The sequence below is a fragment of the Ligilactobacillus animalis KCTC 3501 = DSM 20602 genome (genome assembly GCF_001434535.1).
GTDB lineage: Bacteria > Bacillota > Bacilli > Lactobacillales > Lactobacillaceae > Ligilactobacillus > Ligilactobacillus animalis.
In genome coordinates this window covers 174661-187724 of record NZ_AYYW01000032.1, presented here as the reverse complement: position 1 = coordinate 187724, position 13064 = coordinate 174661, and the positions used below count along the sequence as shown (strand labels likewise).

Annotated in this window: 14 protein-coding genes; 11 read left to right on the top strand and 3 right to left on the bottom strand. The window is 42.1% G+C overall.

Annotated features, from left to right (window positions below):
- The first annotated feature begins 270 nt into the window (after positions 1–270).
- The 5 genes from FC30_RS06125 to FC30_RS06105 all read left to right on the top strand — a co-directional run bounded on the left by FC30_RS06125 (position 271) and on the right by FC30_RS06105 (position 4912).
- Positions 271–699, top strand: a complete 429-nt coding sequence (locus tag FC30_RS06125; RefSeq protein WP_235804180.1) for a Rossmann-fold NAD(P)-binding domain-containing protein — start codon at positions 271–273, stop codon at positions 697–699.
- A 303-nt stretch (positions 700–1002) separates the two neighbouring features.
- Entirely contained in the window at positions 1003–2460 is a 1458-nt protein-coding gene (locus FC30_RS06120; RefSeq protein WP_029507296.1) for an amino acid ABC transporter substrate-binding protein/permease, read from the top strand.
- Positions 2460–3200 (top strand): amino acid ABC transporter ATP-binding protein, encoded by a 741-nt coding sequence (locus tag FC30_RS06115; RefSeq protein WP_010688629.1) that lies wholly within the window; start codon positions 2460–2462, stop codon positions 3198–3200. Before FC30_RS06120 ends, FC30_RS06115 begins: the two co-directional genes overlap by 1 nt.
- Before the next feature lie 130 nt (positions 3201–3330).
- Entirely contained in the window at positions 3331–3594 is a 264-nt protein-coding gene (locus FC30_RS06110; RefSeq protein WP_010688631.1) for a hypothetical protein, read from the top strand.
- Positions 3595–3697: 103 nt separating this feature from the next.
- Positions 3698–4912: an MFS transporter gene (locus FC30_RS06105; protein WP_029507297.1), complete on the top strand. Its 1215-nt coding sequence runs from the start codon at positions 3698–3700 to the stop codon at positions 4910–4912.
- Positions 4913–4977: 65 nt separating this feature from the next.
- On the opposite strand, the gene FC30_RS06100 is transcribed toward FC30_RS06105, so the two are convergent.
- Entirely contained in the window at positions 4978–5307 is a 330-nt protein-coding gene (locus FC30_RS06100; RefSeq protein WP_010688633.1) for a hypothetical protein, read from the bottom strand.
- A 138-nt stretch (positions 5308–5445) separates the two neighbouring features.
- On the opposite strand from FC30_RS06100, the gene FC30_RS06095 reads away from it, so the two are divergent.
- The 3 genes from FC30_RS06095 to manA all read left to right on the top strand — a co-directional run bounded on the left by FC30_RS06095 (position 5446) and on the right by manA (position 8157).
- On the top strand, positions 5446–6120 hold the full coding sequence (locus tag FC30_RS06095) for a histidine phosphatase family protein (RefSeq protein ID WP_180978430.1): 675 nt from the start codon (positions 5446–5448) through the stop codon (positions 6118–6120).
- Positions 6117–7118, top strand: a complete 1002-nt coding sequence (locus FC30_RS06090) for a serine hydrolase domain-containing protein (RefSeq protein ID WP_010688637.1) — start codon at positions 6117–6119, stop codon at positions 7116–7118. The genes FC30_RS06095 and FC30_RS06090 overlap by 4 nt, the downstream gene beginning before the upstream one ends.
- A 73-nt stretch (positions 7119–7191) precedes the next feature.
- Complete coding sequence (gene manA, locus FC30_RS06085) at positions 7192–8157, top strand: mannose-6-phosphate isomerase, class I (RefSeq protein WP_010688640.1); 966 nt, start codon at positions 7192–7194, stop codon at positions 8155–8157.
- Positions 8158–8303: 146 nt separating this feature from the next.
- Here manA and FC30_RS06080 read toward each other — a convergent pair whose 3' ends face one another.
- Both FC30_RS06080 and FC30_RS06075 read right to left on the bottom strand, forming a co-directional pair.
- Positions 8304–9008 (bottom strand): type 1 glutamine amidotransferase, encoded by a 705-nt coding sequence (locus FC30_RS06080; RefSeq protein ID WP_010688642.1) that lies wholly within the window; start codon positions 9006–9008, stop codon positions 8304–8306.
- Between the two features lies 1 nt (position 9009).
- On the bottom strand, positions 9010–10359 hold the full coding sequence (locus tag FC30_RS06075; protein WP_010688644.1) for a Mur ligase family protein: 1350 nt from the start codon (positions 10357–10359) through the stop codon (positions 9010–9012).
- Positions 10360–10532: 173 nt separating this feature from the next.
- Here FC30_RS06075 and FC30_RS06070 point away from each other — a divergent pair, with 173 nt between their 5' ends.
- From FC30_RS06070 to prmC, 3 genes are read left to right on the top strand one after another with little or no spacing between them, the layout of a single operon-like run.
- A complete protein-coding gene (locus FC30_RS06070) occupies positions 10533–11123 on the top strand; it encodes a thymidine kinase (RefSeq protein ID WP_010688645.1) in 591 nt (196 codons plus the stop codon).
- Between the two features lie 10 nt (positions 11124–11133).
- Positions 11134–12219 carry a peptide chain release factor 1 gene (prfA, locus tag FC30_RS06065; protein ID WP_010688647.1) on the top strand — a complete coding sequence of 362 codons (1086 nt, stop codon included), beginning with the start codon at positions 11134–11136 and terminating at the stop codon, positions 12217–12219.
- Positions 12212–13048 carry a peptide chain release factor N(5)-glutamine methyltransferase gene (gene prmC / locus FC30_RS06060; RefSeq protein WP_010688649.1) on the top strand — a complete coding sequence of 279 codons (837 nt, stop codon included), beginning with the start codon at positions 12212–12214 and terminating at the stop codon, positions 13046–13048. Before prfA ends, prmC begins: the two co-directional genes overlap by 8 nt.
- Positions 13049–13064 lie beyond the last annotated feature (16 nt).

Genomic DNA, 13064 nt, shown 5'->3' with positions numbered 1-13064 from the left:
ATTAGGAAAGGAAAAACTATATAATTCTTTCTAACAATGTAGAAGAATGTACTTAAGCTTCTATATTGTTCTACATTTTATATAGCAGATGAGCTGATGAAAGTTGTCGTTGTTGGTGGGACTGGTTTTGTTGGACAAGGTATCTTACAGGTTCTGGTCAAGGATAAGACACTGTAACTATACAGTTTATCACGTGGGGGCAAGCGTTCGCACAGTGTAGCTGGTGTTACGTATCAAAGAGTAGATCTAAAGCAGATGGGAGCTTGGCAAGTGTTGCTCAACGAAGCGGATTGGGTCATCGATTGTGTGGGGATCTTGTGGCCTGATCGCAAAAGACAGTTGAATTATCAAAATGCTAGTATTCAACCAGTTAAACAGATCATTACGACCATCAAAACAAGTGAGACCAAATTTTTGTTCATTTCCGCTAATGCGGGACCGCCAGCTTATTTAAAAGCTAAGCGGGCCGTTGAAAAATACGCACGTCAAGTTCTAGGTAAGCGTGCCTATGTTGTATATCCCGGCTTGATCTATGATCGTACTAAAAAGAGTACTTATTATTTAGGCAAGATCTTACACGTAATTGCAGCTTTGCCTGGGCTAAAGAGGTATCGTCCGGTCGAACGAAAAATACTGGCGCAAGCGATCGAAAAAATTTTACAGGGGGAAACGAGCGAGTTTGAAATGTTTCGCAAATGATATGTTATGTTTTATTACATTTACAGGGCGTGATTTTACTAGTGTTAATTTAATTATAAATGCTTTTGTTTTAGGGTTTTAAAGGGGGAATTGGAATTTCGATTAGTAACATGCTACAAAAATTAATCAAAAATTAATTTTGTTTTTGGGATTTGAGATAAACCCCGTTTTTATAGGCTTTTTTAATAGTATTATGATACGAAATCTAAGTTCTATATTATGGTTTTGATTTCCATGTACTATCTTCTGACAAAAGTTGTGCTATAATAATTTTATATTAAATTCTAGTAAAGGGGAGTTCCCATGAAGAAGTTTATTGCAATGTTAAGTGCAGTGTTTGGATTATTTATGTTGGGTGTTTTCTCCCAGCCACAGATCCAAGCTGCATCAGAAAAGACATATACGATCGACACGGATGTGACTTTCCCGCCGTTTGTGTATGCCAACACAGAGAATAAGTATGTGGGGATCGATTTAGATCTTTTACGTGCAATTGCTAAAGAAGAGGGTTTTAAAGTTAAGATCCGCCCCGTTGGCTTCAACGCTGCTGTTCAATCCGTAAGTGCTGGCCAAGCCGATGGGATGATCGCTGGGATGTCGATCACAGAAGAACGGAAGCAAAAATTTGATTTTTCTGATCCATACTATTCAGCTGGGATCGTAATGGCGGTCAAAGATGGTAGTGGAATCAAATCTCTATCTGAATTGAAGGGTAAAAAAGTTGCCGTTAAGACTGGAACAGCAGGGGCTGATTATGCTAATTCAATCAAAGATAAATACGGTTTTGAGATCGTAACATTCGATGATTCTGATGGTGTGTACAATGATGTCATCAATGGTAACTCTGCTGCTTGCTTTGAAGATAGTGCTGTGATGTATTATGCAATCAAAAATGGCTTAGATCTAAAAGTTGTAACTAAGCCAGCTAATACGACAGAAACGGGTTTTGCTGTTAAAAAAGGCCAAAACCAAGAGCTACTCAAGATGTTCAATGAAGGTCTAGCTAAGTTGAAAGCTAATGGTGAGTATGATAAGATCATCAAAAAATATACAGAAGGTAAAGCAACTTCTAAAACTAAAGTCAAATCACAAACAGAAACGGCTGAAGATCGAACAGTTTTAGGTATCTTAAAAGAAAACAAAGATGCCTTTATCTCAGGGATCATTGAGACGCTGAAGTTGACCGTTGTGGGTATCTTTTGTGCCACGATCTTTGGTATCTTTGTCGGTCTGTTAGGTGTCGTACCAAACAAATTCTGCCGTGGACTTTCAACAACGATCATCTACATCTTCCGTGGGTTACCATTGATCGTGTTGGCACTGTTCATCTATAATGGTGTCCCAAGCTTGATCGGTAGCAAAGTGCCAGCCTTCTTAGCTGGTGTTATCACGTTGATGTTAAATGAAGGTGCCTATACTGCTGCCTTTGTTAAAGGTGGGATCGAATCGGTCGATAAAGGGCAGATGGAAGCCGCACGTAGTTTAGGGATGCCGTTTGGTAAATCGATGCGTCGGGTCATCTTACCTCAAGGGATCAAGATCATGGTCCCATCGTTTATCAACCAATTCATCATTACCTTAAAAGATACCTCGATCTTATCTGTTATCGGGTTACTTGAACTTACTCAGACTGGTAAGATCATTATCGCACGAAACCTCGAAGGCTTTAGAGTGTGGGCGATCGTTGCGGTGATCTATCTAGTCATCATTACAGTTTTAACGCTTCTTTCGAAGTGGATCGAACGGAGGATCAATAATTAATGGCAGATTTAAAAGTAGATGTTACGAATTTAAAGAAAAACTACGGCTCAAATCAAGTGTTAAAGGGCATTGATTTTAAAGTTGCGAATAATGAAGTGGTCGTTTTGATCGGGCCTTCTGGTTCAGGGAAGAGTACTTTATTGCGTTGCTTGAATAAGCTCGAAGAACCAACTTCCGGGTCGATCGTGATCGATGGGCATGATATCAGTGATCCTAAGACAAATATCGATAAAGCCCGTGAAAATATCGGGATGGTATTCCAACATTTTAACTTGTTCAACAATTTGAGTGTGGGTGAAAATATCATGCTAGCACCGGTTGAGTTGGGCAAGGCCAATAAGGATGAAGCGATGACGACTGCTAAACAGTTACTGGAAACGGTCGGTTTAGCTGATAAGTTCGATGCGATGCCAGCCTCACTTTCCGGGGGACAAAAGCAACGGGTCGCGATCGCGCGTGCTTTGGCGATGAATCCAGATATCATGTTGTTTGACGAACCGACCTCAGCGCTTGACCCCGAAATGGTCGGTGATGTTTTGGAAGTTATGAAAGATCTAGCTAAAGATGGGATGACGATGGTCGTTGTGACCCACGAAATGGGCTTTGCCAAAGAAGTAGCTGATCGTGTTGTCTTCATGGCTGAGGGTCATGTTGTCGAAGAAGGACGTCCCGAAGCGATCTTTGAAGATCCCCAAAATGAACGGACTAAAGCGTTCTTGGAAAAAGTTATCAATATCTAATGTAGAGAGTTCTGCTGGAATATTGGCAGAACTTTTTATATTTTTTGGCAGATACCTATGTAAAAAAATATTGATATATACTATAATGAAAGAGCTTTGGTAAAGCAAAAAATTTTTAGGGGGGATCGAAGTGACGCAAGCGATTCTAGTCATGCACGAAAAAAACGGGGATTATTACCGGATGAACAAAACTTCTTTTGAAAAGTTACCGGTGATCGGTGAGCATATTTATAATAGTGACGGTCTGACTTATCTGATTGAAGACGTGGTATCTTTAGCCGGATATGAGTCGACTAAAGCAATTACGGCGATCCTCGTAGTTAAACCGACTGCTAAGACTGATCCAGTCAGTGAACTTTACGGCTTGGATCCTGAAAAAGACTTTGAAATGTAATTAAAAAGTGAACTGCTCAAGGTAGTTCACTTTTTTGCTTGGGTTTGTAATTTGAAGTTATTTTTGCTAGAGTGTAAATATTATGATGACAGGAGTGATGAATATGGTAGCAGATCCTGAGCTGCCTGCTTCATGGCGCAAAACCTTTATGACCCTCTGGTTAGGGTGTTTTATGACGGGGTTGAATTTTTCGATGACGATGCCATTTATGGCGCTCTATATTGAAACCTTGCATCCCTATGGAAAATTTGAATTGAACTTATATGCGGGCCTAGCCTTTGCTGTTACATATCTAGCCCAGGCGATCGTTTCACCACTGTGGGGCAATCTTGCCGATCAAAAAGGACGCAAACTCATGTGTTTACGAGCTTCTGGGGTGATGACTTTTACGATCTTTGCTGTTGGCTTAGTCCACCATGCTTGGACGATCGTATTATTGCGCTTCGCTCAAGGAGCTTTTTCTGGCTATATCAATAATGCGACTGCTTTTATGGCAGGCGAGACCCCGCATAATCGTTCTGGGGCTGTGATGGCAAATATGATGACCGCCAACGTGACGGGGAATTTGCTCGGCCCTTTAGTTGGTGGTCTATTAGCTGGTTTTGCTGGCTATCGAGTAACGTTTTTTGTTTGCGGGGCGATGATGGGGATCGTCTTTTTGCTGACCTTATTTAATACAAAAGAGCATTTTACGCCGATCCCAGCTAAAAAGATGAAACCGATGAAAGAGATCTTTACACAGTTAGAAAACAAACAGTTGATCATTGCAATGTTTATCACGACGCTGTTTATCCAATCGGCCTTGATGTCGATCGCGCCGATCGTCAGTTTGTTGGTCAAATCATTGATGCACGGTACGGGTAATGTATCCTTTGTCAGTGGGGTCGTAGCGGCAATGCCTGGTTTTGGGACGTTGTTAGTCGCTTCACGCTTAGGTGTCAAGATGGATAAGATCGGACCACTAAAAGTATTAGTCTTTGGCTTAGTGGCTGCTATGGTAGTCTTTTTGCCGATGTATTTTGTGACGTCACCGTGGAGTTTAGGCTTTTGGCGCTTCTTATTGGGGATCGCTAATGCAGCGTTATTACCAGCAGTTCAAACGGTCTTGACGGTCAGTGTTCCACGGGAAGCCTTTGGGCGCATCTTTAGTTATAATCAGTCATTTCAAGCGGCTGGGGCGATGCTTGGTTCAATGATGGGGTCGCTCATCTCGGGTCTGTTCGACTATCAAGCGGTCTTCTTGGTAACAGCAGCCTTGATGGCATTGAACTTGCTTTTGATCTGGAAAGTTCACCGTCCACTTGAAAACGAAGAATAATCAAAGCGCAAAGCACCAAGGACCTCATCACGATATTGGTGAGATCCTTGGTGCTTTGTCTCATACTATTCAAATGAGAGCTCCAATAAGTACATATTTTTCTCGGTCAAATGTGATGTTGTAGCCCAAATTTCATGATGATCGATGTAGTCGTGACCAGCTAGTTGCCAAAAGCTGTCTAAAAGATCACCGTTTTGAGCTAAAAAATCATCAGTCAGACAATTGACCATTAATTTGTTGTCAGGAAAATAAATATTTGCATCAGCGACTTTGACCGCATCTTTGAAAAAGATCTGGATCACATTGTCATAACGTGATCTCAAAGCAAAGATCTTTTCAGGATGGCGCTTCAAATATGATAAAACGTTGAAAATCGAATCAGAATTACTTGCCAAAAATACTACCCCCATTGTCTATCAACATTTTAGCACAATCATTTGAATTATGGTTGCGAGAAGTTTTAGGTAAAATGTTTTGCATGTTGGCGTGGTAAATCTATAATAGAGATAGGTATTTTTAGAAAAAAAGAGTTGGTGAAAATAGTGATACATTTTTATTTAGTCCGCCACGGACAGACGCGTTTGAATCGATCACGCCGATTGCAGGGGACAACGAATTCTCCGTTGACCAAAAAAGGGATCCGCATGGCCAAGCGACTAGGCAAAGAGTTGGAAAATATCCGGTTTGAGGCTGTTTATACGAGTGATCTTCAGCGGACCCAAGAAACAGCGCGCTATATTCTCGCGGAAAATAAACAGGGTTATCCACCGATCTATAGTGATCCCGATCTGCGTGAATTGAGTTTTGGTAAATTTGAAGAAGCCAATAATTTTACGATGGTCCCTACAGCTTTGCGAACGCTAGGGTTGCGCAAGATCTTGCGGGCTTTTGCCAATGAAGAGCACGTCTCTGAGTTGACCGAGCTTTTTCGGACGATGGATGGTGAAGAAGAGATCGAGACTTCAGTTCACCTCGAACAGCGCTTTACCCGAGCTTTAAAGACGATCGCCTGTGAATATGAAGGCAAAGATTGCAACATTTTGATCGTAACGCATGGTTTGATCTTGTCGAATTTCTTAGAGTCGTTGAACGGCGATGTACCACTATTTTTAGTCGACAATTCGCGGGCTAGTCGGGTAGACTATGCTGATGGTAAATTCGAGATCATCTATATCAATCAATTGAAACAAGAGGAAAATCGAGCATGAACGAAAAGACAGCTGCCTTACTACACCAGCTGGTAGACCAAAAGATCGTCCCTGGGGTCTCCTATGCTATGATCTGCCAAGACGATATCCAAACTGAAGTCTTTGGCAATAAGCAACTAGTTCCAACGGTAAAACCACTAGAAGAGGGAGCTTTATATGATCTGGCTTCGTTGACGAAGGTCATTGGGACGACGACGGTGATCTTACAGCTGTTAGAGGCAAAAAAACTACGATTAGACGATCGGGTCGCTAAATATTTACCGCGGTTCACCGATCAAAGGGTGACTCTACGCCACTTATTGACCCACACGTCTGCTCTTAGTGGTTACATAAAAAATCGTGATCAATTACCACCAGTGGAATTAATGGCGGCTTTATATACTTTGAAGCCAGCTGCTTGGTTGGGGAAAAAGGTCGTTTATGCAGATATCGGGCTGATCTTACTCGGACAGATCATCGAAGCTTTTTACCACCGACCGGTACAAGCGGTGATCACGACTGAGGTCTTACGGCCATTAGGCATGAAAGCTTCGACCTTTACTCCGGAAAAAAAGCAGTGTGTGCCCACTGAGTTAACGGCGACTAGAGGCTTGATCCAAGGTGAAGTCCATGATCCTAAAGCTTTTATTTTGGGTGAGCATTGTGGGTCGGCAGGGTTATTTTCTAATTTGGCCGATCTGGTGAAATTTGCTAAATGGATGCTTGCTCCCCAAACGATCCCGGGAGTGTTAGCGCCAGAAACGGTCGCGATGCTCTATGCTGATCATACTCCGACCCACGATCTTGGTCGTTCACTGGGCTGGGATCTGCGCTATGATCGCAATAACACGCCTTGTCTCTATCATACTGGATTTACTGGGACTTTTATGTTACTTGATCAAAAAGGGAAAAATGCCTTGATCGTTTTATCAAATCGCGTGCATCCAAGTGCTGATAATGAAGTATTTTTAGAATGGCGTGATAAGATCATCGCAACGTATCTGGCAGAAAAGGACTGAGTGGAAAAGGTTTACAATTTATATGAGTGTGATAGAATAAAAGTATAGACTTTTAGATGAGGCGATGATGAATATGAGTAGTGAACCATTATTTTTAGAACCATATTTTCAAGAAAAAATTTGGGGTGGCGACCGGTTATATACCGAGTACGGTTATCAGATCCCAAGTGATCATACAGGCGAATGTTGGGCGATCTCAGCGCACCAACATGGACCAGCGATCGTTGAAAATGGACCATATAAAGGTTTGACTTTGACGGAGGTCTGGGATAAGCACCGTGAAGTTTTTGGTGATGCTAAGGGCGATGTTTTCCCACTATTGACGAAGATCTTGGATGCTAAAGCCGATCTTTCCGTACAAGTCCACCCCGATGATGCTTATGCTAAAGAACATGAAGGTGAATTGGGCAAGACCGAATGCTGGTATGTATTGGCTGCCGATGAAGGAGCTCAGATGTATTACGGTCATCATGCTAAGACGCGTGAAGAGTTAGCTGAGATGATCGAAAATAAACAATGGGATAAGTTGTTACGCAAGATCCCAGTCAAAGCCGGTGATTTCCTATATGTTCCAGCCGGTACGATCCATGCGATCGGTAAAGGGATCATGGTCCTAGAGACGCAACAAAGTTCAGATACGACTTATCGCTTGTATGATTTTGATCGGGTCGATAAAACGACTGGTAAAAAGCGGGAGTTGCATTTGAAGCAATCGATCGATGTGACCAACGTTCCCCATGTTGATCCTAAATTGGATATTCAAACGACTGTAACAGGGGATAAAAAAGTTACCCGTTTTGTCGATACTGATTTCTTTGCCGTTTATAAATGGGAGATCGATGGTAGTGCGACCTTTGAACGCCAGCAAGCACCATATACACTGGCCTCAGTCTTAGATGGAAACGGCCAGTTGGAAGTAGAGGGTCGTACCTATGAACTCAAGAAGGGGATGCATTTTATCTTACCTTATGCCGTTAAATCTTGGACGTTGGCTGGAAAGATGATGTTGATTGCTTCTGAACCGGGTAAAAAAGCATAGTTAAAGTTGAAAAGTCGGGTGTCCGTCAACTGATATGGATAGACCCGTACGGCACTTCCTACAGAAATGTGGGAAGTGTTTTTTTTACGCAAAAAACTGGTATGGAATTTTTATCCATACCAGAAAGTGTACACCCAACATTTTGGTTAATATGTTGGTTTGATTTTTAGTTCTTCTTGAGCAGTTAGATCAGCTTCAGGATACTTACGCTTCAAAGCTGTCAGTAAGATCCGCTTAGCCAATTCACCGTTGCGGGCTAAGATCGGGCCGTGGAAGTAAGAACAGTAGACATTCTTATAGATCGCACCTTCACCCTGGTCTTTACCGTTGTTACCGTGGCCACTGATGACTTTTCCTAAAGGACGTTCATCTTTACCGAGATAGGTGACACCATTGTGGTTTTCAAAACCATGGTATTTTTGCCCTGTTTCTTCGTTTTCGATCACGATATCGCCGATGAAGCGGTTATTGTCTTGGCTTTCGGTGTAATGATCAAGTGCGGAGATCCCCTCGATGCGCTCGCCATTTGCCCCGATATAATATTTACCTAGTAATTGGTAGCCCCCACAGATCGCAAGCATTGGACCGCCGTCTTCGATATAATCAGTCAAAGCTTGTTTTTTGGCTTGGATATCCTTAGAAACGATGACTTGCTCATAATCTTGACCACCACCGAAAAAGGCAATGTCGAATTTCGTAGCATCAAACGGTTGGTCAAGTGAGATAACTTCTGAAGTCAACTCGATATCCATCTGTTTAGCATAGTATTCTAAGACTAAAACATTACCGATATCACCATAAGTGTTCAGTAGATCGCCATAAAGGTGTGCTAAGTGAAGTTGGTATTTCATATTAATCCATGCCTCCCTTGATATAGCCTTCATCTGCTAAAAGTTTCCGTAATTGCAAGACTGCAGTGTAGGTTGCTAGTACGTAGATGTGTTCTGTTGGCATCGTTTTGAGATAAGCTAAGACGTCTTTTAGACTTTCACGTTGCGCAAAGTTTTCTTCGGGAACACCAGCTACGCGCAACCGGAATGTGATGTCTTTGTAACGTTCACCCCCGGTCAAGACACTAGGGATCTTGTCAAATGGTAAGTTTTCAAAATCACCATCCCAGATCCAGCTCGTATCGATCCCGTCAGCGTAATTGGCATTCAACAAGACTGCCAGTGAAAATGGTTTATCATCGGTCTTGATCATTTCTAAAACTTGGTCAAGGCCAACTGGGTTTTTGACCAAGATCATAGTCACTTCTTTGCCATCAAGATCGATAACTTCTTGACGTCCAAAGACCTTTTCGTCATTTTGACTGAGCGCTTGGCAGATCGTTTCGGGTTCGACATCTAGCTGTGAGCCGACTGCATAAGCGGCTAGGGCGTTATAGATGTTGTAAGTCCCACCGATGTGCAACTCAACTTCATGTCCATTGATCGTAAATTTAGAAGATTGTGGAGTTTGAGCACTGATCTGATCGACTTTGTAAGTCAATTCAGGGCGCTTGAAGCCACAATGCGGGCAGAAGTATTTACCTAAGTTGCTGTAAGAACGGTATTTGAAATGCAAGATATGTTGACAACTAGGACACAACAGCCCATCGGTGTTAGCTGGTGCGAGTTGGTCTTTTTCAGCTTTATCTGCAAAACCGTAATAAATAACTTTATTAGGTAGTTCCTTACTATTAAATATAGGTGCATCTCCATTTGCAAGAACAAGTGCGTCAGGATGCATCAACACACCTTTTAAGATCTTGTCATAAGTCGTGTAGATCTCACCATAGCGATCCATTTGATCACGGAAAAGGTTAGTCAACACGAACATTTTTGGTTTGATATATTCACAGACGATCGGCACATTGGCCTCATCGGTTTCAAGGACAGCGAGCTTTTTGCCAGAGCTCGTTTTTTGAGCTGTCAAAAAGGCGGTCACGATCCCTTGTTTCATATTAGAACCGCTCTTATTAGTCAAAACATTACCGTATTTAGCTTGGAGCGCTTTTACAGTCAAAGCGGTCGTCAGTGTTTTACCATTGGTCCCAGTGATGATCACGATCTCGTAATCTTTAGCTAAAGCTTTTAAAACATCAGGATCAATTTTTAAAGTTAATTTACCAGGCAGAGAGGTCCCACCGTGCATAAAGTTATGCAAGAACCAGTGAGAAGTTTTACCCGCAGTAATTGCGATTGAACTTTTAAATGACATGAAATTTCCTCCGATTTTTTTATGTCAACTTGTATCTTACCATAAAATCTAGATCAGTGCGCAGAAAAACGGGTCGAGCCTAGCTGATAGCAACATCTAACAAATTTATTAATGAAATTTACGCATAAATCATATATACTAGTTTAGGAACTATTAAAAGGATGGTGGCGTTAGTGGCACAGCTTTTTTTCCGCTATGGAGCAATGAACAGCGGCAAGACGATCGAGATCTTAAAAGTCGCCCATAATTATGAAGAGCAAGATAAAAGCGTAATTATTATGACTAGTGGCTTGGATGACCGCGATGAAGTCGGTTATGTTTCGAGCCGGATCGGCCTTAAGCGTAAGGCATTTCCGATCTTTGGGGAAGATGACCTTTTGGCTAAGGTCAAAGAACTAGACCCAAACGCTGCATGTGTTTTGGTCGATGAAGCTCAATTTTTGAGTAAGCATCATGTTTTAGAATTAACACGGGTGGTCGATGAATTAAATATCCCCGTGATGACATTTGGCTTGAAAAATGATTTCCGTAATGAACTTTTTGAAGGTTCAAAATATTTACTACTATATGCGGATAAGATCGAAGAGATGAAAACGATCTGCTGGTTCTGCAACAAAAAAGCGATCATGAACTTACGGGTCAATGATGGCAAGCCTGTTTATGATGGCAAGCAGATCGAGATCGGTGGCAATGAATCTTACTATCCGGTGTGCCGTAAACATTACGTCGCGCCACCAACTGATACAAACAATACTATTAAATAAGGAGAATTTTATGGATAAGTTATTTGACAGATTGCAAATGCTTGAAGATCGGTATGAAGAACTCGGCGAATTGCTCTCTGATCCGGATGTGATCGCAGATACTAAGCGCTTTATGGAACTTTCAAAAGAGATGGCCGATCTGCGTGAAACAGTCGAAAAGTATAACAAATATAAGCAAGTCATCCAACAGATCAAAGATGACGAAGAGATGCTCAGTGCTGGACTTGACGATGATGAAATGACAACGATGGTCAAAGAAGAATTGGCAAGTTCAAAGACTGAAAAAGAACAATTAGAAGAAGAGATCAAGATCTTACTTCTACCTAAGGACCCTAACGATGATAAAAACATCATCATGGAGATCCGTGGCGCTGCTGGTGGGGATGAAGCGAGTCTATTTGCGGGCGATCTATTCACGATGTACAGCAAGTATGCTGAACATCAAGGGTGGAACATTGAAGTTATCGACAAGACGATGACAGAAGTAGGTGGTTTCAAGGAAATCGCATTGCTCATCAATGGTCGAAGCGTTTACTCTAAGTTGAAATATGAATCTGGGGCTCACCGTGTTCAACGGATCCCTGTAACTGAATCTCAAGGTCGAGTGCATACCTCAACGGCTACTGTAGTTGTCATGCCCGAAGAAGAAGATGTTGAGATCGAGATCGATCCAAAAGATATCAGAGTTGACGTTTACCGCGCTTCTGGTGCCGGTGGTCAGCATATCAACAAGACATCTTCAGCTGTGCGGATGACTCACTTGCCAACGGGGATCGTTGTTGCTATGCAAGATCAACGTTCACAACAACAAAACCGTGAAAAAGCAATGAAGATCTTGCGCGCACGTGTCTATGACTATTATGCTGCCCAAGAGCAAAGTGCTTATGACGAAAACCGTAAATCTGCTGTCGGTACTGGGGATCGTTCTGAACGGATCAGAACTTACAACTATCCACAAAACCGCGTGACTGATCACCGGATCGGCTTGAGCTTGAACAAGCTTGACCGGATCATGAACGGTGAATTAGAAGATGTGATCGATGCTTTAGTTCTTTACGATCAAACTAAAGCCTTAGAAGAATTACAAAATGGATAAAATGACAGTTTTTAAAGCTCAGCAATGGGCTTTTTCTTTTATCAAAGATCATGGGAAAGATCCAAGTGCCGCTGATCTGCTCTTGCAAGGCCAGATGAATTGGAGTACAACAGAGATGTTGATGAACTATCAGACGCAATTGTCAGCTGAACAATTAGAGCGCTTTTTTACCAATGTCAAATTATACTGCCAAGATTACCCAGCCCAATATTTGCTAGGAAAAGCTAACTTTTTTGGCTTGGAGTTCAAAGTCAGCGAAGCAACCTTGATCCCACGACCAGAGACAGAAGAATTGGTCGAGTGGATCTTGGAAGCCGAGCCTAAAACTTCGCTGCGGGTCTTAGATATCGGGACTGGTACCGGAGCGATCGGGCTAAGTTTGAAACATGAACGTCCTGCTTGGGAAGTGACTTTAAGTGATATTTCTTCCCAAGCCCTAGCAGTTGCTAAAGAAAACAAGCAAGCCTTGAAGCTAGAGGCCACGTTGATCGAAAGTGATCTTTTCCAAAATATCACGGGCAAATTTGATGTGATCGTCTCAAATCCCCCGTATATTGCCGAATCAGAGGCAGAATTAATGGATAAAAGTGTTTTAGAGCATGAACCTAAAACGGCTTTATTTGCGCCAGATGAAGGCTTATATCTTTATAAGAAATTAGCTGAAAAGCTCAGCCAACATCTGACAGAACACGGTAAGCTCTATTTAGAGATCGGCTTTCAACAAGGTCCAAGTGTAGTCGAGATCTTTAGCCAAGCTTATCCGACAGCTAAAGTCGAATTACGCCAGGATATCACCGGACATGACCGGATGGTAAAAGTGAGTTTTTAATAGAAAAGAGGAAATA